Source organism: Streptomyces sp. NPDC021224, from assembly GCF_044332905.1.
In the GTDB taxonomy this organism is placed as follows: Bacteria; Actinomycetota; Actinomycetes; order Streptomycetales; family Streptomycetaceae; genus Actinacidiphila.
The window spans coordinates 116,483-139,799 of record NZ_JBIRPW010000018.1; the positions used below are offsets into that span (position 1 = coordinate 116,483).

Genomic DNA, 23,317 nt, shown 5'->3' on the forward strand with positions numbered 1-23,317 from the left:
ACTCCAAACAGATTCCATCGAAGTCGCACAATAGGAGGGTGGGCGGGGTGGCACAAGAGATCGGACGAAGGTCGTCGTCTTCTGCTTGTGTAAAGGTACATACTCCTGCATAACACCCGCTCATTTGCCGAAATGAGCAAGGGGTGGCGGGTATACACACCGATGAGTTCTCGTCAGATCCCTTGACAGCCACCGCACAGCTGGTCTGTCATGTCGCCAACTGTTGAGTTGCGTCGGATTCTGTGCCGACCCTGTCGGCTACCGCGCCGGTGCTCTCTCCGGAACCTACGATGGGACTCGTATGCCGATCACCCGCAGGATCCTGTCCTGCGTCACCGCAGGGGCGTTGTGGGCAGGCGGACTCGGCGTGGCCGCCGTCGCCGCCGGAGTCGCCACGGCGCCGTCCGCGGCGGCCGTCGACAACGGCCTCGCCCTCACCCCGCCGATGGGCTTCAACGACTGGAACTCCTTCGGCTGCAACGTCAGCGAGCAGCTGATCAAGGACACCGCCGACTACTTCGTCAGCTCCGGTCTGAAGGACGCGGGCTACACCTACGTCAACATCGACGACTGCTGGATGACCCACACCCGCGACGCCGACGGCCGGCTGGTCCCCGACCCGGCCAAGTTCCCCGACGGCATCAAGGGCACCGCCGACTACGTCCACAGCAAGGGCCTCAAGCTCGGCATCTACGAGGACGCGGGCACCGCCACCTGCGCCGGCTACCCCGGCAGTCTCGGCCACGAGGCCGCCGACGCCCAGTCGTTCGCCGACTGGGGCGTGGACTACCTCAAGTACGACAACTGCAACAACAAGAGCGACGGCACCATGGCGGACTTCCTGAACCGCTACACCGCCATGGGAGACGCCCTCAAGGCCACCGGCCGGCCGATCGTCTACTCGATCTGCGAGTGGGGCCAGCTGGAACCCTGGAAGTGGGCCGGCGACATCGGCAACCTGTGGCGCACCACCGGTGACATCAGCGACAACTGGGGCAGCCTGAAGTCCATCACGGACGCCAACCTGCCGCTGTCCTCCTACGCGCGGGCCGGTGCCTGGAACGACCCCGACATGCTGGAGGTCGGCAACGGCGGGATGACCGACACCGAGTACCGCACGCACTTCTCGCTGTGGTCGATGATGAACGCCCCCCTGCTCATCGGCACCGACCTGCGCAAGGCCACCCCCGCCACGATGGACATCCTGCTCAACAAGGAGGTCATCGCCCTCGACCAGGACCCGCTGGGCAAGCAGGCGAGCGTGCTCGCCTCCACCGACAGCGGCACCAAGGTCGTCGTGAAGCAGCTCGCGAACGGCGACCGCGCGGTCGCGCTGTACAACGAGTCCGACCAGCCGCAGCACATCACCACGACCGCCAAGGCGGCCGGCCTGCCCGCCTCCGCCACCGGCTACAAGGTGCGCGACCTGTGGCAGCACCGCGACTACCAGTCGTCCGGCACCCTGGCCGCCACCGTCCCGGCGCACGGCACCGTGCTCCTGCGCGTCTCCCGGGACGTCGGCGCCCTGCTGGACCCGGCCCTGGTCGACGCCGGCGTCGGCGGCACGTCCGTGCACATCCAGCCCGGCCAGGGCGCCGACGTCACGGCGTACGCCGCCGACCTCGGCACCCTGCCGGCGCTCGCGGTCAAGGTGAAGCTCAACGCCCCCGACGGCTGGTCGATCCGTCCCAAGGGCAGCACCGGCACCCCGGCGCTTCCCGGCGGCCGCACGCTGAACACGACCTGGCACATCGAGGTTCCCGCGGGGACGGCGACCGGCACCTACGCCCTCTCCGGCACCGTCACCTACCGCGGTGTCGGCGGGAAGTCGGCCGTCAGCGTCCCGCTGACCGGCCAGATCTCCGTCGCCGTGCCGCCGCCGGCCGGCACCTCTTTCCTCAGCGACCTCCAGTGGGAGTCGGCGAGCAACGGCTGGGGCCCGGTCGAACGTGACAGCAGCAACGGCGAGACGGGGGCCGGCGACGGCCACCCGATCACCCTCGGCGGCACCGTCTTCGCCAAGGGCCTGGGCGTCCACGCGCCCAGTGACGTCGCCTTCTACACCGCCGGGACGTGCACCTCGCTGACCGCGACCGTCGGCATCGACGACGAGAAGAAGAACAGCAAGGGCTCGGTGGAGTTCCTGGTGCTCGCCGACGGCAAGCAGGTCGCCGACAGCGGCGTCGTCACCAGCACCACCGGCGGCCACCCGCTGTCGGCCGACGTCACCGGCGCCCAGGTCGTGCACCTGGTCGTCACCGACGGCGGCGACGGCAACGACAGCGACCACGCCGACTGGGCGGACGCGCGGATCACCTGCTCCTGATCACCGCTCCCCCGCCGTGAACGGCCGGTGCCCCCGCGCGACCCGCGGGGGCACCGGCACGTCAGCGGCCCGCCTCCCACAGCGTCTGGAAGCGCTGCACCCGCTTGGCCACCCGGTCCGCCCGCAGGTCCATGAGCGTCTTGGTGTTGACGCCCCGCAGGTCAGAGCCGATCTCGTAGGACAGCGACTCGTCGAAGACGATGAAGTCGTTGGTCTCGTCCATCCTGGCGATCGGCGACAGGTCGGACAGCGCGAGCACCTTGACCTCGATGCCCAGGCTCTGCTGGTCGTCGCACAGCTGGCCCAGGTCGATCGTGTTGTCCTCGGGCTTCTCGATGATGAACAGCCGCCGGATGCGCACCCCGTGCGCGTCGATGGCGTCACGCTGCGCCCGCAGATAGCGCTGGCCCAGCTCGCTCGGCCAGAAGTCGCGGTCCACGGCGGTGCTGGTGGCGTCGATGGTGTCCACCGCGCAGCCGGTGAGGGTGACGATCCAGTCGTGGTCCTCGCCCTCGTAGTCGACGAGTTTGGCGTTGAGGTTCTCCATCAGACTGGTGAGCTGGCTGACCTCCGCGCGGGCGAAGGCCTGCATGATGGCCGGCGACCCGGTGCCGACCTTGCTGGCGCTGCGGATCAGCCGGGAGACGCCGTCGGGCGGCAGCGCCGACCGGTCCACCAGGCCGAACAGCTCGGTGGCCTCGTTTATCCGGGCGAAGCCGTTGGCGACGAGCTCCCTCATCTCCGCGTTGTGGGTGGCGATGGTGTGCTCGACGGAGGTGAGCCGGCGTTCGAAGTCGGTCATGTACTGGATGATCAGGGCCGCCCCGCCCAGGAAGATGGAAGAGGTCAGCTTCCACACCTCGGGCTGGTTGGTGGCGTCCGTCAGCAGATAGGTGGCACCGCCGACGAGCGCGGTCAGCAGTGTCTTGAACAGTACGGGCGGCACCATGCGGGACGGCGCGGTCTGCGCCCCCGACCCGGTCCCCAGCGTTCCGGCCATGTCGTCATCTCCCCCTGATGGGTTCGTGCTCCTACGAGCCCGCGGGCGGGCAGGTCATGGCTGCTGCACATGCGCGGAGACGGCCAGCAGCGCGAGCTGGTCCCTGATCCGCTGCACCAGGATCTGCCACTGCCGGCTGAACCCCGGTTCCCGCTCCAGCACCTCCCACAGCGGGTGCAGCAGGCGGTCCACCCGTGCGGTGGGCATCCACAGGTGCAGCAGATGATCGACGGCCGGGCGCAGCGAGGCCACGGCGACACGCCCGTCGACCGAACCGAGCCGGCTGCGCTCGACCATCCGCACCAGGGTCGTCAGCAGCCAGTCGTGCAGGGCGAGGTCCTCGCAGAGCCTCGCCGCCGCGGCCGTTCCCGTGCTCCCCGCCAGCCGCAGCTCCACCGTGCGCAGACCGTCCTGCGCGAGGGTGAAGTTCTCCAGGGACGGCTCCGCGCCGTCCGGGGCCCGCAGCGCGACCCAGCGCAGCCGCGTCACCTGGGCCCGGAAGGGCGCCGCCCGGTCCAGCACCGGATTGCGCAGAACGTTGCGCAGCAGGTGCTCGGCTATCGCGCCCAGGTCCAGCTCGCCGGGCCGGGCCGGGCCGCTCAGGCAGCCCGCGGCCACGTCCCGGTCGGGCAGTTTGCCGAACGGCTCGACGACGCCGGGCCGGGCCAGGTAGTGGCCCCAGGGGCGGCGGCGGTCCGGGCCGTCGGCCGTCGCCGTGCAGAACGCGTCGGTCTGCAGCAGCCGGCCGCCGGTGAGGGCGGCGCGCGAGGCGACCGTGCCCACCGCGCGGACCCGGGCGCCGGAGGCCGTGGGCAACTGGCAGTCGACGCCGGTCAGCAGTTCGGGCGAGAGCGCGTACGCCCCCGGCCGCTCGGACTGCAGCACCTGCCGCCCGGCGCGCAGCCGCAGCAGTCCGGCCGCGGCCGGCGACGCGAGCGCCTGGGAGTTCTGCAACAGGCAGGTGCGCACCTCGCCGCAGGCGAGCACCGGCTGGGCGATCGCCGCCGTCCCCCCGCCCGGGATCACGTCACCCGCCCGCGTACATGACGTAGGAGATGCGGTCGGTGATCTCCTCGGGCACCGGCATCCCCTCGCCCAGCGAGCGCCGGGCGACCTGCGCGAGCGCCTCGGCGTCGATGTCGACCTGGTCGAGGACGACCCGCACGGCGTGCTCGACGCCCATGAAGCGGGCGGGCAGGACCGAGCAGGTGCGGTACGCCGAGAAGGGCGCCGCGGCGGGGTTGAGCCGGACCACCGGCGGCAGCTCGTCCCAGTCGCGCGGGAACTCCGTGCCGGTCCAGGGCACGGGTTGCAGCACCGGGTCCCCGGCGTGCCGCAGCAGGCCGAGCCGGGCGAGCTGCCAGACGGCGGCCAGGAACGGGCAGGACCACCAGCGGCGGCCGTCCACCTCGTCCCACAGTTCGACGTCGACGAAGACGGAATGCCGGCGCGCGGCCGTCTCGGCGGGCGGGTGCCAGGGCTCGCCGGGGGCCATCGCCTCGGGCAGGTCCCCGGCGGGGCTGCGCCGGCCGTTGGCGAGCCAGCCGGTCTGCACCGCGGGCGGGCGGGTGCCGTCGGTGCCGGGGACCGGCGACTCGACGAGGCGGGCCTGCACCTCCTCGGCCACCGGGGTGCCGCCGGCGACGGCGCAGCCGGACTCGCGGGCCAGGTAGTCGATCGTCAGGCCCGCGCGCTCGGCCTCGGCGATCACCATGGGGAGCAGTTCGGCCGGGGTGGAGAAGCGGGTGAAGTAGTCGTCCACCAGGAAGCAGGTGCTGACGCGGGCCCGCCCGCCGCCCGCCGCGGCGAGCACCCTGGCGGCGTCGGCCCATGGCTTGACCTGTGTGAAGTGGGTGCGCAGGCGTTCCGGTCCGGCTTCGAAGTCCTCCATGTAGAGGTGGCCGAGCTCCAGCGACAGCTGGGCGAGCGGCACCGACTGCACGCGCGCCTCGGCCGCCGTCTCCCGGAAGACGCGGCCGGGGCCGTTCCCGTGGCCGCTGACGGGCACGGTGGTCGCGGCCGCCGTGGCGGCGGTCCCGGTGTCCGTCATACCGGCCCCCACGCCTCGTCGTCGGTGAGCTTGTCGGCGAGGTCCTGGAGTGCCGTGAGCGTCTCCAGGTTGGCGATCCGGCTGGAGAGCACGTCCTCGTCGGTGATCAGCTGCTCGCGCCACTGGAGGACGGGCTCCAGCGGCACCGTGCCGATGGCGGCGCTGAAGCCGACGTCCCGGTCGGCGGCGAGCCGGTCGAGGTCCTGGTCGCACTTGCGCATCCAGGACGACTGGGCGGCCGGCACCAGCGACCACGGCGGTGCCTCCGGGTCGGGCACAGCGGCCCGCACGAACCGGATGGCCGAGCGCAGCTCCTCCTTGTCGTGGCCGCGGGCGACACCGCCGGCCAGGATGCCGCGCTGGCCGAAGACCAGTCCGGAGGCGGCGATGACGTGCTGCCGCGTCCAGCGGTGGTAGACCAGCCAGCGGGACCGCACCCCGCGCATCTCGGGGCGGGCGGTCACGTCGAGGGCCATGTCCATCGCGTAGCTGCGCCCGGCGCTGAGGTCGACGATCACGACCTCGAACTCGCTGTCGAGCCGCAGGAAGAGGTCGATGCAGCGCTGCACGGTGTCCTTGGCGACGGCGAACTCGCCGCCGCTGCGGTCGCCGGGCAGGAGCACCAGGTTGCCGGAGTTGGCCGGGCGGTCGCGCAGCAGCTGGTGCTCGGTCTCGGCCCAGACGTCCAGCCGGGCCGGTTCGATCGCCTTGCCCTGGAGGTAGGAGTGCAGACCGCCCTGCTCGATCCCGCCCATCGCCTTGGGCACGTCGAAGACGGCGGCGGCGGTCGGCGAGCCGAAGTCGAAGTCCAGGTAGCACACGTCGTCCCCGCCCAGGGCGCGGCGGAAGGCGAGGTTGGCGCTGGTGACGGAACGGCCGGTGCCGCCCTTGTCGGAGGCTGCGAAGACGAGCACCGTCACACTCCCCGCGAAGCGGTCTGTCTGGCCAGGGCCAGTCCGTCGAGTTCGCCGAGGATCTCCATCGTGAGCGCCACCGCGGTGCCCGGCTGCCGTTCGGCGAGGTCCCGGGCGCGGTTGAGCTTGACCTCGACGCCCTTGAGGGCCAGGCCGCGGGAGGCGTCGAGGGCCGAGGTGGGCTCCAGTTGCTCGTTGCCCAGCAGGTGGGTGGCCTCGCTGAGCAGCCAGGAGGCGTAGTTGACGAGGTCGATGCTGCGGATCGGGGCCTGCACGTACAGCTGCCGCCCGGCGACCATGCACTCGATGACGCGCTCGGTCACGCCCCAGGTCAGTTCCGCCGGGGGGCTGGAGGTGGCGTCGGGGAAGACCGTACCGACGCTGTCCCACAGCCCGGCGCCCACACCGGCGGTGATGCGGCGCTTCCACATGTGGTCGAAGATCTTCTCGGCGAGCCGCAGCAGCCGGTCGTGCGAGGTGATGTTGCGGGACAGGGTGCACAGCTGGATGCTCCGCTTGAGGAGCATCGCGGAGAAATCGCCCATGGTCCACTGCATGGGGTTGCCGGTCTCGCTGCTGCCCTGGAGCGGCAGCCGGATCCCGGGGCTGTGCAGGCCGATGGCCTTGTCACCGACCATCAGCCGGCTGCTGATCCGGCCGCGTTCGGCGAGCCGTTCCATGACGGCGACGGTACGGGTCAGGTCGTCGTCGGTGGCGCGGCGGCGGACCAGGTCGTGGACGAGGATGGAGGCGACGCAGAGCGAGAAGTACTCCGACTCCAGCCGCTGCCCGGTGGTCCGCCAGGGGATGTCCTCCAGCGGCCAGGTCGTCTCGTTGAAGCGGGCGATGCCGGACCAGTACTGCTGGGTGATCTCCCAGCGCAGTCGCAACGCCTCGGCCAGGCGCTGCTGTTCGGCGGTGAGCAGGCCCAGGGTGAGGGTGCGGTCGCTGAAGAGGTCCTGGATGCCGTCGAGGGCGACGACGGTGAAGTACAGGTAGGGGATCGGCCGGGCGGCGCCGCCCGGCTGCGGGCCGATGGGCTCGCTGGTGTCGACCGGCGGGGCCTCCTTGACCAGCGTCCAGGCCCAGCCGCACTCGAAGAGCTGGTTCTCGTCCTTGAGACGGTCGGCGATGTCGACACCGAGGGTGAGGCTCTCGCCGATCGTGGCGCGCAGGGCCTCGAAGCGGCGCTGGAAGCGCTCGACGACGACGCGTTCGGACAGCCGGCCCTGCCCGAGCACCCCGCACAGTGTGCGGCCCTGCGGCTCGTCGGGGTCGAAGACGTTCACGGTGAAGGAGCGCAGCAGGCTCACCATGGCGGCGGTCAGCCGGGTCTCGGTGGCGCCGCGCAGTTCGTCGATCTGCGCGCGTACGTCGGAGCGGCGGGTCTTGGACTCGTAGACCTTGAGGAAGCCGAGGGTGGCCAGGCACAGGGTGATCGACATCGAGAAGGAGTCGACCACGCCGATGGACCGCTGTTCCTCGGACAGTTCCAGGTCCGGGTCCGCGGAGACGAAGTAGTGGCCACCGGAGAAGCTGGGGCGCTTGTCGTCGGTGGTGTGGTTGCGCATGAAGTCGGCGAGGACGCTGACGAGTTTCGCCGGGATCTCCACGCGCCCGCCGGCGTTCTTGAGCGCGTTCTGCACATCGCGCTCGGTGGTGTCCGGGTCGTCCAGCCGGAAAGCCGGGATTTCGGTGGCGGGATACATCAGGCAGAGCAGCCGCTCGGCGTCGGCGACACTGCTCAATCCACCCGTCTCACCCCACTCCCAGCTGCCGTCGGCAAACGAATGGCGTGAAATGGCCTGCCAGATGTCCAGCAGGTGCTGCCGCGGCTTGATCTGCATTCCCCACCCCTCCACCAGGTGCACCGTCGCACTTCGTACGGTGTCCGGACGCACCCCGGTCGGATTACTCCGTACTCGTCACGCGTGCCCGCGCCGCCCGCAGGCCACGATCATTCCCTCGTATCCCTCACGCAGTGCGCCACCCGGCATTCCGACCGGGGTGATCGCGACTTCCTCGCCCTCGGCGAACGGGCTGAGGCTCCTGCGCACATCGGCCGCCGTGACACTGCACGCGGGAAAAAGGGTGTCACCGACCCTGTACCCCAGTGAGCCCTCCATGAAAGCAGCCGCAAAGGGAGCGCCGGGTTCCAGGACCCGCATGAAGCGCTCGACCGCGAGCAGGAACTCGGTCTCGGAGGTGGACAGCGACTCGGCGACGAAGAACATCGTGCCGATCTGCCAGCGCTCGCCGCGCTCGCCGAGGTCGAACAGGTTGCCCTGCTCGACCCGTGCGGCGCGGGCGAACGCGGCCCGCGGGTCGGCCACCCGCCGGGCGTAGACCTCCTGCTCGCACAGCGCGTCCCAGAACTGGTCCCAGTGGGCGTCGTAGGACTTCTGCTGGCCGCGCAGATAGCCGACATTGGCGGCGGAGCGCTCGTAGAGCGTGATGGTCCCGCACCACGGGAGCATGGACATCGACGGGTACAAATTTGCCCCAGGGCCGACGTCGATTCCGCGCAGCCGGGCGCCCGCGGAGTCGGGGGTGTCCCGGAAGTGATCGGCGAAATGCTTGCGTACGACTTCGAGGATCTTCGCATCATCGGAGCGCAGGTGACCATAATTGTGATCAACGTAGGCCCGCGAGTCGAACGCGTCCCACGGGGCGTCCGAATTCAGCCGAGGCGCAGCCGTGCGCGCAGAGTCGTTCGCCGTTGGGGGCGTTCCGAGATCCATCTCCCCATAATAGCGGCGAACTTGGCCACCGACGCCCACCGTACGGACGGCTGGATTAGCGCAGGGCGCACGGAGGGCGCGTGGCAGCATACGCGCATTTCATCCGTATCCCACCTTGAACAGCGGGTAAACGCGGCTGATCCTGGTCAGAACCGGTGAACACGGCGCCGGCCCCACCTTACGCACGCGCGCGAGCCCATGTCAGCCGAATGGGGGAACGCGGCGTCGACCTCCGAAGTCCGGCGGACCGGGTTCCGGCCCGTCCCCGTCCCCGTCCCCAGCCCCCGAGGAGTGGCATGACGACCCATCTGCCCGACGCCGGCAGCCCGCGGCTGACGCCGCTGCTGCCGGCCTGCGCGCCCGCACTCGTCCCGGCCGACGGCGCGCTGCCGCCGCGCGTGCGCGCGGTGAACGACGCCGACCTGCCCGAACTGCACCGTCTGGACCAGGAGGTCTTCCAGCAGCACGCCTACCCCTACTTCGTCCTGCGGCAGTTCTACGACCTCTACCGCGACGACCTCCTGGTGGTCGACGACGGCGGCACCCTGCTCGGCTACGTGCTGGCGGGCGTCACCTCCGACCCGGCCCGCTGCTGGATACTCGGCCTGGCGATCGACCGGGAGTGCCGCCACCGCGGTCTCGGCCGGCTGCTCATGACCGAGTCGCTGCGCGGCCTGTGCCTGCGGGGGGTGCGGGAGGTGTGGCTCACCGTCGAGCCGGCCAACGCGGCCGCCCTCGACCTGTACCGGTCGCTCGGCTTCTCCCGGGTGGACCGGCGCAGCGACTACTTCGGGGCGGGCTCGGACCGGGTCCTGATGGTCCTTCCGCTGGCGGGCGCGGTCGCACTGCCGGCGGAGGCGTAGCGGCGCGACCGGAGGTGAGGGGGGCGGTTCAGCCGGTCAGCAGGCCGGCGATGCGGTCGCGCACGCCCTCCTTGCCCTCCACCCGTTCGGGGACCAGCTCGTCCGGCCGTTCGGGGTCGCGGGCCAGCACGTGCAGCCGCCCGTCGCACCGGGCCAGCACCAGGTCGGTGCTCTCGCCGGCGGTCTCCGCCGAGCCCTCGGCGGTGTAGTGGGTGACGGTGACCAGCGCGGAGCGCTCCGCCCCGGCGAGCAGCGTGTCGGTGTCCGGGGTGCGGTCGCGTTCGGCGGCGCCGCCGCGCGGCAGCCACTCGGTGAGCATCCGCAGCGACTCGTCGAAGGTGTGCAGGCTGATCTGGTGGACGCCGAGCGCGTCGATGCGCACCATGAGGCAGATGTGCTCGGGCTGCGGCAGCAGCAGTACGCGCCAGGGCTCGCCGGACCCCGTGCCGGTGACACGGGCGTCCAGCACCATCCGGGCGCGCTGCTGGAAGGCCACCGCGATGCCCAGGTCGCCGCGCACCTGCACCTGCTCACCGCCGCTGCCGGCCAGCAGCAGCTGCCGGGCAGCCAGCGACCGTACGGCCTCGGTCAGCTCGTCGTCGGAGGGACGGGCCTCCAGGAAGTCCACGATCGCGTCCACGGCCGTCAGCTCGGCGATGGTGTAGGCGCCGAGCAGCACCGGGCCGGTGTGCACCATGTTCACCACGGCGGTGACCAGTCCCTCGGGTACCGCCGCCGCACCCGGCTGGTCCGCCGCGCCGGACGGCTGCGCGGTCACCGCGGGCCTCCCTCGGGGCGGGCCGGGCCCGGGAAGGCCACGGCCTCCTCGCGCCGCTCGCGCAGCACCCGGGCGGCGATCCGCGAGGGCGTCTGGGTGACCCAGACCTCGGAGCTGCCGAACAGTCCGCGCCCGCCGCGCCCCGGCAGCGCCCGTCCCAGCTCGGCGGCCGGATCTTCCCGTTCGGGGGGCGGGAAGCGGCCGGCCAGCTCGCGGGAGACGGCGGTGGTGTCGTCCGACTCCTCGATCCGGCGCAGCGTCGTGGTCAGCGCCCCGGCCACCGGTGCGGTCAGCGCGGTGGGCACCGCGACCAGCGGCGAGAGGTACATCGGGCGCCGCTCGGTCATCCGGGACAGGCCCCAGGGCCCGACGTTGCTGCCGGTGCAGCGGTAGACGACGTAGTCCATGAGGTGCCGCAGGTCGTCCAGGCTGGGCATCTTGCTGCCGCCGAAGGCCGCGGGCGTCTTCTCCAGCTGCACCCAGGTGCCGGTCGCGGTGCGGCCGTGCAGCTTCTCGCGCACCACGTGGCCGCGCATGCCGATGTCCGGGTAGCGCTTCTTGTCGATGTCGCGGTGGTGGCTGGAGATCCGCGGGTGGCTGCCCTTGCCCTCCCGCCAGCGGTCGTACAGCGCGGGGTCGTCCACCAGGACGTGGCCGCCGCACAGCACGTCGTGCAGCTGGGGCACCTGGAGGCCGTGCTCCTCCAGGTCGGAGAGGATCTGCGCCTCCTCGGGGCTGAGCCGGGAGACCGCGTGCAGCAGCCCTCGGCGGTACTCCCCGGCGCGGGCGGTGATCTGGATCATCAGCCGGACCCGCTCGCGCTGCCGGTCGGCCTCCCGTGCGGCGCGGCCCGCCGCGCCGGGCCGGCCGCCGTGGCCGCCGTGCCCGGGGCGCAGCGACGGCATCGCCGGATGCTTGCGCTCCATACCGGCCAGTACAGCACGGCGGGCGCCGTCCCGCAGTGCGGGGAGCGGCGCCCGCCGTCCGGCCGGGGCGGTCAGTTCCCGCTGCGGGCGGGCAGCCGCCAGTTCGGCCGCGGATAGTGACAGGTGTAGCCGTCCGGGTAGCGCTCCAGGTAGTCCTGGTGCTCGGGCTCGGCCTCCCAGAACGGGCCGACGGGCTCGACCTCGGTGACGACCTTGCCGGGCCACAGGCCGGAGGCCTCCACGTCGGCGATGGTGTCCTCGGCGACGCGCTTCTGCTCGTCGTCGGTGTAGTAGATCGCCGAGCGGTAGGCCAGGCCGATGTCGTTGCCCTGGCGGTTCTTCGTGGTCGGGTCGTGGATCTGGAAGAAGAACTCCAGAAGCGCACGGTAGTCGGTCCGCTCCGGGTCGAAGAGGATCTCGATGCCCTCGGCGTGCGTGCCGTGGTCGCGGTACGTCGCGTTCGGCACGTCACCGCCGGTGTAGCCGACCCGGGTCGCGGTGACCCCGGGGAGCTTGCGGATCAGGTCCTGCATCCCCCAGAAGCACCCGCCCGCCAGAACCGCCCGCTGTGTCTGCGTCGCCATCTCCGTCCTCTCCTCGCGTCTGGACTGCCGTTTCCCGGTTTCCCGGGTTCCTCCCGCAAGGATGTCAACGTGCCGGGGGGCCGCACGATTCCGCCCGGCCGGGCGGGACGAGCAGGCTCCACGGTCGGCGGCGCCCGTCGCTGACGGCGGCGACGCCCGCCTCGTCGTAACGGGCGGTGGCGAGCGACCACGTCAGGTTGCCGGCCATGAGGTGCCGCATGCCCTCCACGTAGTGGTCGACGTGCGCGCGGGCGGTGCGGTCCAGGCGCAGCCCGGCCAGCGCGCGCGGCAGGTCCGCGGCCAGGCGTACGAAGCGGGCGGTGCGGGTGTTGGCGAGCCGCGCGACGTGCGCGACCGCCTCCTCGACGCCGCACCCCTGCTCGGTGCGGTGGACCACGACGCTGTTGTTGACGTCGCCCGCGGCCAGCTCCTTGACCAGCGACACGATGTCGTTGACGAAGATCACCACGTCGCAGGTGATCTCGCGCATCTCGCGCAGCGCCGGGGTGCGGTAGACGTCGTCGGGCAGGCTGTAGCCGCCGCAGCGCTCGGTGAAGTCCAGGCAGGGCCGCACGCCTATGGTGTCGCGCCGGACGGTGAGGAAGTCCGCCAGGCCCGGCAGCCGCTCGGCGTTGCGGTGGTGGGCCTCGCCCTCGTGCGCGGCGAGGTAGGCGGCCCAGTGGTCGCGGAAGCGGATCTGCCAGTGCCGCGCGGTGCCGTCGGTCGAGCGCTCCCAGATGTCGCGGAAGGAGCGCACCAGCGGGCCGTCCGGTTCCGTCCCGGCCGCGGGTGCCCGCGGCTCCGGTGCCATGGTCGCGGCCAGGTCGGCGACCAGCCCGCGGATCCGCTCGGGCTGGGCGCCGAGCAGCCCGTCGAACTGGTCGTCGAAGATGAAGAACCAGGCGTTGAAGTCCGCCGACAGCTCCAGGTCGGTGGCTCCGGCGTCGGGGTAGAAGTAGGCCATCAGCCTTTCCAGGCGCAGCGCGTCGTACTCCGCCGTCGCGGTGTCGCCGGTCAGCAGGCCCATGCCCTGCGCCCATTGCAGGGTGTGCTGTCTGGCCCGCTCCGCGTGCGGGTTCAGCCGGGCCGGGAAGGGGATGCGGACGGCGGCGGTGCGCCGGGTGGGGTCGGCCGGGCCGGGGCGGGCGGGACCGGGGGGTGCGGCGACGGGCTCGGGTGACATATCGCCCTCCTGAGTGCCCGGCGCGCCCGGCTGCGCGGGCGGGCGCGGGTGCGATCGGCCTACGGATCTGCGTGCGGGGCGCGTGCGGGGGTTCGAGCGTAGGGGCAGCGGCCGCCGGGAGACCAGACCGCCTCGGGGCGCGCGACACGCGCCCCGCACGGCGCGGGCCGGCGTCAAGGGCGACGCCTCCGCCGAAGCGCGCGACACGCGCCCCGCGCGGCGCGTGCGGCCGGCGCTCCCCCCGAACGGGGGGGTGGGAGGGTACCGTTTTCTGCCCGGCCGCGCGGCAGGTGGCGCCAAGCCGGTGCAATAACTGCGGAGGGGGACGTCACCGCGTGACCGGGTGCGTACGCTGGACCTTCCGAGGACGCGTGACGGAGCCAACGCACGTTCAGGGGAAACGACATGGCATTCCGAGGGGACCGGCCGGGACGGTCGCGGCGGCTGCTGCTCGAACGCGAGGCGGAGACCACCGCGCTGGAGGGCCTGCTGTCCGACCTGACCGGCGCCGCACAGGGCGCCGAGGCGGCCGGCACCGGGGGCTTACTGGCCTTCGCCGGGCCGGCCGGGCTCGGCAAGACGACACTGCTGGGCGAGGTGCGCAGGCGGGCCGCGGCACGCGGCTGCACGGTGCTGTCCGCGCGCGGCGGCGAGCACGAGCAGGGCGTGGCCTTCCAGGTCGTACGGCATCTGCTGCAACCGCTGCTGGCGACCTCGACGGAGGCCGAGCACCGCCGGACGCTGGGCAGTTGGTACGACATCGTCGCCCCGGCCGTGGGCCTGGTGGCCGGGGCGAGCCACAGCGCGCCCGACCCGCAGGGCGTGCGCGACGGGCTCGACTGGATCGTCACCCGCTTCGCCGTCCAGCACGCCCCGTTGGTGCTGATGCTGGACGACGCGCACTGGGCCGACGCCGAGTCGCTGGCCTGGCTGACGGGTTTCGCGCCGCGGGTCACCGAGCTGCCGATGCTCCTGGTGGTGGCCTACCGGCCCGACGAACTCCCGCACGACGCGGCCGCGTTCGGCCGGCTGGCCGAGCGGCACGGATCGCGCACCCTGGACCTGGCGCCGCTGACGCCGGGCGCCGTCGGACGCATCGTCAGGGACACCCTGGGCGAGGACGCCGACGAGGCCTTCTGCCGGGAGACCTGGGCGGTGACCGGCGGCAACCCCTTCGAGGCGGTGGAGCTGGCCGCCCGGGTCGCCGACCGCGGGCTCAAGCCGCAGTCGGTGCACATGCCCGAGCTGCGCGAGATGGCCTCCGCCGTCAAGGGCGGCGGGCTCGTCGAGCGGCTGGAGCGGATGGGCACCTCGGTCGTCCGCTTCGCGTGGAGCGCGGCGGTGCTGGGCGCCGACGCGTCCCGCGGCCGGGCCGCGAGCGTCGGCGGGCTCGGTGAGGCGGAGTCCGCGGACGCGGTCGCCAGGCTGCGCGAGGCCCGTATCCTCGCCGACCCGGCCCGTGAGGGGCACGACGCGGAGGGCGGCCGGCTGGAGTTCTTCCACCCGTTGGTCGCGACGGCCGTCTACCGGGCGATCCCGGCGGCCTTCCGGGTCGCGATGCACGGCCAGGCCGCGGCGGTCGTGTCGCAGGCGGGCCTGGGCGTCACCGCGACCGCCCGGCATCTGCTGGAGACCCATCCGGAGAGCGACCCGTGGGTGGTGCAGCAGCTGTCGGAGGCGGCCCGCGAGTACCGCAGGGCCGGTGCCCCGGACGCCGCGCGGCGCTGTCTGGCGCGGGCGCTGCGCGAGCCGCCCGCGATGGAGGACCGCGCGCAGGTGCTGTACGACCTGGGCTGTTCCGCGCTGCTGACCGAACCCGCGATCACCGTCAACCACCTGCGGGCCGCGCTCGACGAGCCGGTGCTGTCGCCCGGTCTGAAGGAGGCGATCGTCTACCGGCTGGCGCAGGCGCTCGGGCACTGCGACCGGATGGCGGAGGCGGCCGAGACGGTCGCGGAGGCCGCGCGCTGGGCGACCGACGCGAAGACCCGGCTGCACATGCAGGCCGAGCAGTTCATGTGGAACGCCTTCCGGGCAGACGAGCGGGACTCCGCCGCCCGCTCCCGCAAGCTCACCCGGCTCGCCGACCACCTCACCGGCCGCGGCCTGGCCGAGCGCTACATCCTGGGGCTGCGCGCGTGGGACGCGATGGTGCGCGGCGAGCCCGCGCCGACCGCGCTGTACTGGGCCGAGCAGGCGCTCGGCGAGGGACTGTCGTGGACGGACGAGCGCTGGGGCTTCGAGGTCCCGGTGCTGGTGGCGCTCACCTTCATGTACTGCGACCAGCCGGGGCGCGCCGAGGAGCTGTTCAGCCAGGGCATCGTGGAGTGCCAGGACCGCGGCTGGCGCGGTGCGCACCTGTCGTTCGGCTGCACGCTGCTGGGCTACATCCGCTACCGGCGCGGCCGGCTGAGCACCGCGGAGTCCATGGTCCGCGACGGGCTGCGGATCGCCGACCGGGTCGGCCACCAGGTGCCCGCGCAGTACTTCGCGGTGGGCATCCTCATCGAGATCCTGCTGGCCCGCGGCCGGACCGCCGAGGCGCAGGAGCTGGCCGCCTCCTACCGCTACGGCGAGATCACGCCGAGCGCGGTGGTCTACCCCGACTCGCAGACCGTGTACGGCGAGCTGCTGCTCGCGCTGGGCCGCAACCGGGACGCCGAGTGGCAGCTCACCCGGGCCGGGGAGCGGCTGGACGCCCGCGGGATGCGCAACCCGGCGTGGTGCCCGTGGCAGCTGGACCTGGCCCGGGCGCTCGAACCGTCGGATCCGGTGCGGGCGGCGGCCGTGGCCGAGGAAGGGCTGAGCCGGGCCCGGCGGTTCGGCACGCAGTCGGCGATCGGGCAGGCGCTGCACGCGCAGGCCGTCGTCACCCCGCCGCAGCGGCGGGCCGCGGTGCTGGCCGAGGCGGTCGCCCATCTGGAGCGTTCGCCGTCCGGTTTCGACCTGGCGCGGGCGCTGTTCGACCACGGCGTGGCGCTGCGGCGGACCGGTCAGCCGCAGGAGGCCGCCGAGCAGCTGCACCGGGCCCTGGAGGGCGCGGTGCAATGCGGGGCGGAGGCGCTCGCGGCACGGGCCCGGGAGGAGCTGGACGCGACCGGGCTGTGGCCGCTGCAGCCGCGCAGCGCGGAGGCCGCGTCGCTGACCCTCCAGGAGCGCAGGGTCGCCGAGTGGGCCTCCACGGGCTGGAGCAACACCCGGATCGCGGAGGCTTTGGGCTCCACGGAGTCCGCGGTGACGCGGATGCTGTCGGAGATATACGTCAAGGCGGGCTGCGACCACACCGGTCTCGCGCGGCTGGTCGCGCGGACCGAGCGGTGGGAGCGCAGGTCCGGCGGCTGATGTCCGGTCACTTCCCGCTGCCGCCGGCCGGCAGCGGGAAGTGGCCGGTGGTGACGCCTGTCACCTGTCGTCGTCCTACGGAACGGTCCGAACGGGCGGCGGGCCCTTTCACCCCTGCTCGTCGTCCGGGCGCCGAGGCGCTCGCCACGGCGCCCGGACGGGTTTCCGTACGGCTCACGACGGCTCGTCAGCCGCTGCCGCTCTCGGCGTGGGCGCCGAGGAGATGGAGCCGGGGAACGGGCATCCGGTGGTTGACGGCGACGGCCGTGGCGCCGCGGGGGTGACGCCATCGCAGCAGCGCGCTGCGGTCGCCGGGCGAGCCGGCGAGCACCTCGGGCGGTCCGGCCGGGGGGAGTTCGCCGCTGATCTTGACGTCGAGGCCGAACTGCTCCGTCCAGAAGTACGGGGCCGGCCTGCGGACCGGCGCGGCGTCGCCGTGCAGCAGGGTGGCCGCGGCGGCCCGGCCCTGGTCGACGGCGTTGGTCCAGTGCGGGGTCCGCCGGGTGCGGCCGTCAGGGGTGCGCAGAGCCGCGACGTCCCCCGCGGCGACGATCCCCGGCGCCACCCGGCAGCGCCCGTCGACCACCAGGCCGCCGTCCAGCGGCAGGCCGGAACCGGCGAGCCAGTCGGTGTTGGGCAGGTCGCCGACAGCGGTGACGACCACGTCCGCCTCCAGCACCTCCCCGCCGAGGCGCAAGGCGTGCGGGCCGAGCGGGACGGCGCCCTCCGGGGCGAGCCGGAAGACCACCCCGCGGTCCCGGGCGGCGGCGACCGTGAAGCCGGCGAGCCAGTCGCCGAGGAACCGGGCGAGCGGCGGTTCGCGGTCGACGACCGTGACGTCGAGGCCGATCGCCCGGCAGGCCGAGGCCAGCTCCATGCCGAGGAAGCCGGCGCCGACGACGACGACCCCGCGTGCCCCCGCCAGACGCCCTGTCAGCTTCTGCGCGTCGTCGAGGGTGCGCAGGACCAGGTCCTCGTCGCCGAGCCGGCGGGCGCGGGCGCCGGTTGCCACGACCAGCCCGTCGTACGGGACCTCCTCACCGCCCGCGAGGGCCACCACCCGGCGCGCGGTGTCGAGCCCCACCGCCCGGCTCCCGGTACGCAGTTCGATGCCGTCACCGGGCTCCGGCAGCAGTACCGCGTCCCGCAGCGCCCCGCCCAGGTGCAGTTCCTTGGACAGCGGCACCCGGGAGTAGGGCCGGTGGGCCTCCTCGCCGAGCAGCACGAGCGAACCGTCGAAGCCCTCGGCCCGCAGGCTCTCCGCGGCGGTGAGCCCGGCGATCGAGGCGCCGACGACCACGATCCGGCGCATGGCGCCGCCCCAGCCGCCCCGGTGCTCACCGGCTCCCGGAGCGGGCGTCAGGCCGGCCGCGACCACGGCCCGCGCTCCTCGGCCTCCGGGCGGACGTGCGGGTCGAGCCGTTCCGGACGGGCCGGCGACGGGCCCTCGGGGATCTTCTGCGAATAGGGCTTGAGCGGCGGGAAGATTTTTCTTCCGCTGCCCGGCCAGAACGTTCCGCGAATCACTCTTCCTCCGAGTCCGGAACCTCGCTCCGTGGGTGGTCCCGGAACGATGGCGCGTGGACCTTAAGCCCACATTAGGCGCCCACCGGCCGTACCCGTTCCGGACATGCCCGGGGCCCCGGCCCTGGACCGGACCTGCCCGGTAACGCCCCGCGCGGGCCCGGCCGCACCGGGCCGGGCGCGGAGAATTCGGGTTCAGGCTGCGAAGACGTGGCGACCTCACGAATAGGCCGTGAAAAAGGCCGGAAAGAAGGGTTACCTGCTTCGGCCGAACATTATACAGCACCACCCTCCCCCGCATGTCGAACACAAGCGGAATAATTAATTCCGCGTAACCACCCGTAGCAAACCGAGGTGACCCGCGTAAGCGGACTAATAAGATAAGAACCATCCGTCGATCCCGCCCGCCCCGACTATTGCAATTCCGGACATATCCGCCGTTTCAGAGGAGAATCGGAAGTCGTGTCGGCACATGTGCGTTCTGCGGACTTCGCGCGGCAGCCATCCGAAGTCCGCCCCCCCACCCTCCAGGCACTCCTCGCCGGCCTCGACGTCATCGCCACCGGTGCGGGAACCATCGCAGAGCTCCGGGGCGACCCCGGCTCCGGGAAGACCTGGCTCCTGACCGCCCTCGCCGAGGAGGCGCAGCGACGGGGCATCAGAGTGCTCAGGACCTGTGGAGCCGAGTACCAGTCGGCGACGCCGTACCAGGGCATCGCCGACGCCCTCACCAACCCGCTGGGCGGTTCCGGGACGCCCTCGGCCGTCGATCCGGCGGCCCTCGTGCGCATCCTGGCCTCCGGCCCCTTCAGCGGCACGGAGGCCACCGGCACCGGCACCGACCAGCGCTGCGCGTTCCTGCGGGCCATGAACGCCCTGCTGCGCGACTGGTCCCAGGACGACGGCCTGCTGCTGATCATGGACGACGTGCACTGGGCCGACCCGGAGACGCTGGAGGTCGTCGACTACCTCCTGCGCCAGCGCATCACCATCCCGCTCTACCTGGTGATCGCCCAGCGCCCCCGGCAGGCCGCCCAGCGGCTGCGCGGCGCGCTCGCCCAGGGCGTGGAACACCGCACGGTCCGGCGGATCGAGCTCGCGCCGCTGACCCTGCGGGAGTCGGCCGCGATGGTCGGCATGGCGCCCGACGCCCCGCTGCTGCGCCGGCTGCACCGTGAGAGCCACGGTGTCCCCCTCTACCTCAACCCGCTCGCCCGCGCCGCGGCCCGGTCCGGCCTGACCGCGGGGTCCGGAGGCACCGAACCGATCCCCATGCGGGCCGTACCCGACGAACTCGCCACCCGGCTGCTCGCCGAGACCGGTCCGCTCACCCCGGAGGAACTGCTCGTCCTCCAGAGCGCCGCGGTCGTCGGCAGTCCCGTCGACAGCCGGGTGGTGGCGCAGGTGGCCGGCCTGGACGACCTGCGGGTCTGCCAGATCCTCGACACGCTCGACGCACGGGACCTGCTGCGTGCAGCGGTGGACGCGGCGGGTCTGACGTTCCGTCATCCGCTGCTCCAGCGGGCGGTGTACGAAGAGCTGGCGCCCTGCTCGCGGACCAAGGCGCACCGCCGGTCCGCCGAGGCCCGGATGCGTATCGGCGCCCCGGACCACGAGGTGGCCAGGGACATCGAGCACTTCGGCACCCAGCCGCTGCCGGAGGAGGCCGCGGTCCTGCTGCGCGGCGCGCAGCAGGTGCTCGCCGCCGAGCCGGCGGCCGCCGTGCGCTGGCTGCGGCTCGCGCTCCAAGGTCTGCCGCCCGGCCACGAGCGCGGCGAGGCCCTGCTGGCTCTGGCCGCCGCGCTGGCGTCGACGGGCGCTCTCAACGAGAGCCACGACGTCCTGCGCGAACTGTTCGACGTGGAGCGGGTCAGCCCGACCGGCATGCTCGGCGCCGCCGTCGATCTGGGCGCCCGCATCGGGGCGGCGCTCGGCCACTACGTGGAGGCACGGTCGATACTCGACAGCGGCGGGTCGGCCGGCCGGCGGCACGCACCGGCCGACGGCGGCGTCTCCGTCCTGCTGCTCCAGGGGTTCATCGACCTGCTGGCCGGGCGTCCGCCGGCCCGCGAGGCGGTCGACGAGGCGCTGCGCCTGGCCTCCCGGACGGCCGACCCCGCCGACGTGGCGGCGGCGTACGCCATGGACGCCCTGCACGCGGCGCTGACCGCCGGCCAGGAGCGGGCCGCCGCGGCGACGGAACTTGCCTCGACGGCTGTCGGACCACTGGTCACCAGCCGGATGGGGCACCCCGAACAGCTGGCCGCGCTCGGCTGGAGCCAACTGATCGTCGGCCGCCCGGCCTCGGCCGAACGGCATCTGACGCGCGGTGAGGCCGCGTTGCGCGCCACCGGCCAGGGCTACCTGCGGCCGGTCTTCCTGCTCGGGCTGGCGTTCAGCCAGATCGCGCTGGCCCGGCTCGACGAAGCCCGCGCGAGCGCGGCCGCCGCCGAGTCCGCCGCCGCCGCGGCGGGCCTGGAGGGCGGGCTGGCCAGGATCGTGGTCTCGGTCAGCGAGGTGCTCGCCGGCCTGGCCGGCGAGCACCTCGCCACCCGCGCCCCGCGCTTCGAGCAGGGCGGCCACTGGAGCCCGCTGGCCCGGCTGTGGCTCGCCGAGGCGGCGCAGCTCGCGGGGGACCACAACCTCGGGCTGGACCTGCTCGGCCTGCTCGCGGCGGACCCGACACTGCCGCAACTGCCGCCGTCGGTACGTCCGCGCGCCCTCGAACTGCTCGCGGGCGCCTCGGCCTTCAGCGGCCGGCCGGCCTCCGTGTGGGCCATGCAGGCGGCCGACACGACCGTCTCGGGGCTGGCGCAGACCAAAGCGTTCGCGCTGACCGCCGAGGCCCACCGGGCCCGGCAGAACGGCAGCAGCGAGCGGGCGGCGGTCCTCTACGAGGAGGCGGCCCGGCTGCTGGAGTCCGGTGAGGCGATCTGGGCCCGCGCCTGGGCGCTGACCAACGCGGCGGCCTGTCTGGAGAGTTCGGACGCGCCCTGGCGGGCCGAGAGGCTTCGGGCGACCGCCGAGGCGATCACCGGCCGCGCGGTCGACCCGGCCACCGCCGGCGTACCCCGCTTACCGGTGACCCCGCCGGTCCGGACGCACGCTCCGGCGCCGGAGTACCCGGCGGCCCAGGACCAGGGGCTCATGTCGGTCCTGACCGACCGGGAACGCGAGGTCGCGACACTCGCGGGGACCGGCCTGCGCAGCCGCGAGGTCGCGGAGCGGCTGCACCTGAGCCCCCGTACGGTCGACGTGCACCTGAACCGCATCTACCGCAAGCTCAACATCACCTCGCGCAGCGCGCTCGTACGCCTGGTGGCGAGCAGGATCTGACGTCCGGGGTCCGCGGCGCACGACGGCGGCGGGGTGCGTCCGGGGCCGGCCCGGGTGCACCCCGCCGCCGTCGGATCCTCCGGCCCGGACTACGCGAGGGTGATGGCACGCTCGGGGCACGCGCCGGCGCCGCGCCGGGCCTGGTCCTCCTGCTCCGGGACGACGTCGAAGTCGCCCTGCTCGTTGAAACCCTCCTCGGTGACGACGTACACGTCGGGTGCCAGGACGATACACATCGAGTGGCCCTGGCAGCGTTTGCTGTCGACGCTGGCTCTCATCTGCTGACTCCCCAAGGTGCCGGGACGGCCGGGCGGTTCACCCGAACGTGAGGTCGAGGTTGTGGACGCCGCGGGCCGGCGAGTAGTGGTGCACCGGCGTGCTGCCCGGGGTGAGCCGGTAGCTCGGGATGCGGCTGTGCCACTCCTCGATGGCGATCTGCAGGATGCGGCGTGCGACGTGCATGCCCAGGCAGCGGTGCGGGCCGATGCCGAAAGCCAGCTGGCGCGTGGAGTCGCGTTCGAAGTCGGTCTGGTGCGGGCATTTGAAGACCTGCGGGTCGAGCCCGGACATGCCCCAGGACAGGAGCACCCGGTCGCCCTTGCGCATCGTCACTCCGTGCCGCTCGACGTCCTGCGTGACGACCCGGCCGGTCGAGGAGACCGGGGAGCGGCGCAGCAGTTCCTCGACGATGGTCGGGATGCGCTCGGGGCTGGTGCGGACGACCTCCTGGACGTCCGGGTGCTCGGCCAGGTAGAGGAAGATCAGTCCGAGCGCCGAGGTGGTCGTGTCCAGGCTCGCGAGCATGGAGACGAACAGCGCGTTGACCATCTCGTCCTGGGTGGGCCGGCGGCCGTCGTACTCGGCCTCCAGCAGTTTGCTGATGACGTCCTCGCGGCCCTCGCTGCCCTCCGCCCGCCGGCGGTCGACGGCGTCGCTGAAGAACTGCCACAGCGGCTGGTTGGCCTGCCGCAGGTCCTCGTCGGTGCGGGCGTTGGGGATCCCCACGTGACGCAGCCAGTGCTTGTGGTCCAGCAGCGGTTTGAGGTGCTCGCGGCCGATGCCGAAGTTGATCAGGAACGCCTCGGCGGGCAGCACGGTGGCGAAGCCCTCGATGAACTCGGTGCGCCCCTCGGCGACGAGCGGCTCGATGGCGTCGGCGGCGGCCTGGCGCAGCTGCGGGGTGAAGTGGTTCACCACCCGGGGGTCGAACAGGTTGGAGAGGGTGCGCCGCCACTGGCGGTGCTCCTCGCCGTCGAGCTGGATCGGGATCTGCTTCACCGGGAACAGCTGGCGGTGCGGGATGACCAGCTCGGAGCTGGAGAAGATCTCCGGGTTGCGGGCCGCCCACTCGATGTCCTCGTAGCGGGTGAGTATCCAGAAACCGCCGCTCTCCTCGGAGCGGATGACCGGACCGAGCTCGCGCAGTTCGTCCCAGTACTCGACCGGGTCCTGCAGCCACGGCTGGTACAGGCTCCAGTGGCGAGCACGTTCCTCCGCCGTGGCGGGTGCCTGCCCGGCGCCTCCGCCCGCGCCCTCGACGACCGTCATTGTCGAAACCCCTCAAAGGTCGGTGCTTCGCCGTTGCCGTGGGCCGACGACCCGTGGTCGGCGAGATGTCCTGATCAGGCTCGGCCTCGGGACTAACGGTCGCCTTGCCGAGCCCTAAAGCCGGGCCCGGCGGAGTTCAATCGCGGGCAAGCGCGTCTTAAGCGCTCTCGTGAACCATGGCCCCCCGGCGGACGGGCCGACG

18 protein-coding genes are annotated in these 23,317 nt (G+C 72.8%); 4 read left to right on the forward strand and 14 right to left on the reverse strand.

Annotated features, from left to right (window positions below; genetic code table 11):
* Positions 1-301 precede the first annotated feature (301 nt).
* The gene (locus tag ACH4PY_RS31625) at positions 302-2,326 is read left to right on the forward strand and encodes an NPCBM/NEW2 domain-containing protein (RefSeq protein WP_398190820.1); all 2,025 of its coding nucleotides are present in this window, start codon (positions 302-304) and stop codon (positions 2,324-2,326) included.
* 61 nt (positions 2,327-2,387) lie between these two features.
* On the opposite strand, the gene ACH4PY_RS31630 is transcribed toward ACH4PY_RS31625, so the two are convergent.
* The 6 genes from ACH4PY_RS31630 to ACH4PY_RS31655 form a co-directional block, all read right to left on the reverse strand.
* Positions 2,388-3,326 (reverse strand): DUF6879 family protein, encoded by a 939-nt coding sequence (locus ACH4PY_RS31630; RefSeq protein ID WP_398190823.1) that lies wholly within the window; start codon positions 3,324-3,326, stop codon positions 2,388-2,390.
* 54 nt (positions 3,327-3,380) lie between these two features.
* Positions 3,381-4,349 carry an SCO2521 family protein gene (locus ACH4PY_RS31635; protein ID WP_398190920.1) on the reverse strand — a complete coding sequence of 323 codons (969 nt, stop codon included), beginning with the start codon at positions 4,347-4,349 and terminating at the stop codon, positions 3,381-3,383.
* Positions 4,350-4,353: 4 nt separating this feature from the next.
* On the reverse strand, positions 4,354-5,376 hold the full coding sequence (locus ACH4PY_RS31640) for an SCO2522 family protein (RefSeq protein WP_398190826.1): 1,023 nt from the start codon (positions 5,374-5,376) through the stop codon (positions 4,354-4,356).
* The gene (locus ACH4PY_RS31645) at positions 5,373-6,290 is read right to left on the reverse strand and encodes an SCO2523 family variant P-loop protein (RefSeq protein ID WP_398190829.1); all 918 of its coding nucleotides are present in this window, start codon (positions 6,288-6,290) and stop codon (positions 5,373-5,375) included. The genes ACH4PY_RS31640 and ACH4PY_RS31645 overlap by 4 nt, the downstream gene beginning before the upstream one ends.
* 2 nt (positions 6,291-6,292) lie before the next feature.
* Positions 6,293-8,137: an SCO2524 family protein gene (locus tag ACH4PY_RS31650; RefSeq protein WP_398190832.1), complete on the reverse strand. Its 1,845-nt coding sequence runs from the start codon at positions 8,135-8,137 to the stop codon at positions 6,293-6,295.
* 78 nt (positions 8,138-8,215) lie between these two features.
* Positions 8,216-9,031, reverse strand: a complete 816-nt coding sequence (locus tag ACH4PY_RS31655; protein ID WP_398190835.1) for an SCO2525 family SAM-dependent methyltransferase — start codon at positions 9,029-9,031, stop codon at positions 8,216-8,218.
* 296 nt (positions 9,032-9,327) lie between these two features.
* Here ACH4PY_RS31655 and ACH4PY_RS31660 point away from each other — a divergent pair, with 296 nt between their 5' ends.
* A complete protein-coding gene (locus ACH4PY_RS31660) occupies positions 9,328-9,894 on the forward strand; it encodes a GNAT family N-acetyltransferase (RefSeq protein WP_398190838.1) in 567 nt (188 codons plus the stop codon).
* A 28-nt stretch (positions 9,895-9,922) separates the two neighbouring features.
* Here the strand turns inward: ACH4PY_RS31660 and ACH4PY_RS31665 are convergent, their stop codons facing one another.
* The 4 genes from ACH4PY_RS31665 to ACH4PY_RS31680 all read right to left on the reverse strand — a co-directional run bounded on the left by ACH4PY_RS31665 (position 9,923) and on the right by ACH4PY_RS31680 (position 13,365).
* The gene (locus ACH4PY_RS31665; RefSeq protein WP_398190841.1) at positions 9,923-10,672 is read right to left on the reverse strand and encodes a hypothetical protein; all 750 of its coding nucleotides are present in this window, start codon (positions 10,670-10,672) and stop codon (positions 9,923-9,925) included.
* Entirely contained in the window at positions 10,669-11,598 is a 930-nt protein-coding gene (locus ACH4PY_RS31670) for a hypothetical protein (RefSeq protein ID WP_398190844.1), read from the reverse strand. The genes ACH4PY_RS31665 and ACH4PY_RS31670 overlap by 4 nt, the downstream gene beginning before the upstream one ends.
* A 71-nt stretch (positions 11,599-11,669) precedes the next feature.
* On the reverse strand, positions 11,670-12,182 hold the full coding sequence (gene msrA / locus ACH4PY_RS31675) for a peptide-methionine (S)-S-oxide reductase MsrA (protein ID WP_398190846.1): 513 nt from the start codon (positions 12,180-12,182) through the stop codon (positions 11,670-11,672).
* 64 nt (positions 12,183-12,246) lie between these two features.
* A complete protein-coding gene (locus tag ACH4PY_RS31680) occupies positions 12,247-13,365 on the reverse strand; it encodes an isoafricanol synthase (RefSeq protein ID WP_398190849.1) in 1,119 nt (372 codons plus the stop codon).
* A 405-nt stretch (positions 13,366-13,770) separates the two neighbouring features.
* Here ACH4PY_RS31680 and ACH4PY_RS31685 point away from each other — a divergent pair, with 405 nt between their 5' ends.
* Complete coding sequence (locus tag ACH4PY_RS31685) at positions 13,771-16,707, forward strand: AAA family ATPase (protein ID WP_398190852.1); 2,937 nt, start codon at positions 13,771-13,773, stop codon at positions 16,705-16,707.
* A gap of 187 nt (positions 16,708-16,894) precedes the next feature.
* Here ACH4PY_RS31685 and ACH4PY_RS31690 read toward each other — a convergent pair whose 3' ends face one another.
* Together ACH4PY_RS31690 and ACH4PY_RS31695 are read right to left on the reverse strand one after the other, a co-directional pair.
* Positions 16,895-18,085, reverse strand: coding sequence for an NAD(P)/FAD-dependent oxidoreductase (locus ACH4PY_RS31690; protein ID WP_398190854.1), 1,191 nt, complete (start codon positions 18,083-18,085; stop codon positions 16,895-16,897).
* Complete coding sequence (locus ACH4PY_RS31695; RefSeq protein ID WP_398190856.1) at positions 18,067-18,234, reverse strand: hypothetical protein; 168 nt, start codon at positions 18,232-18,234, stop codon at positions 18,067-18,069. Before ACH4PY_RS31695 ends, ACH4PY_RS31690 begins: the two co-directional genes overlap by 19 nt.
* 459 nt (positions 18,235-18,693) lie before the next feature.
* On the opposite strand from ACH4PY_RS31695, the gene ACH4PY_RS31700 reads away from it, so the two are divergent.
* A complete protein-coding gene (locus ACH4PY_RS31700; RefSeq protein ID WP_398190859.1) occupies positions 18,694-21,567 on the forward strand; it encodes an ATP-binding protein in 2,874 nt (957 codons plus the stop codon).
* An 89-nt stretch (positions 21,568-21,656) separates the two neighbouring features.
* Here ACH4PY_RS31700 and ACH4PY_RS31705 read toward each other — a convergent pair whose 3' ends face one another.
* Together ACH4PY_RS31705 and ACH4PY_RS31710 are read right to left on the reverse strand one after the other, a co-directional pair.
* Positions 21,657-21,845, reverse strand: a complete 189-nt coding sequence (locus ACH4PY_RS31705; RefSeq protein WP_398190862.1) for a ferredoxin — start codon at positions 21,843-21,845, stop codon at positions 21,657-21,659.
* A gap of 37 nt (positions 21,846-21,882) precedes the next feature.
* Positions 21,883-23,115 (reverse strand): cytochrome P450, encoded by a 1,233-nt coding sequence (locus tag ACH4PY_RS31710; protein ID WP_398190865.1) that lies wholly within the window; start codon positions 23,113-23,115, stop codon positions 21,883-21,885.
* Positions 23,116-23,317 lie beyond the last annotated feature (202 nt).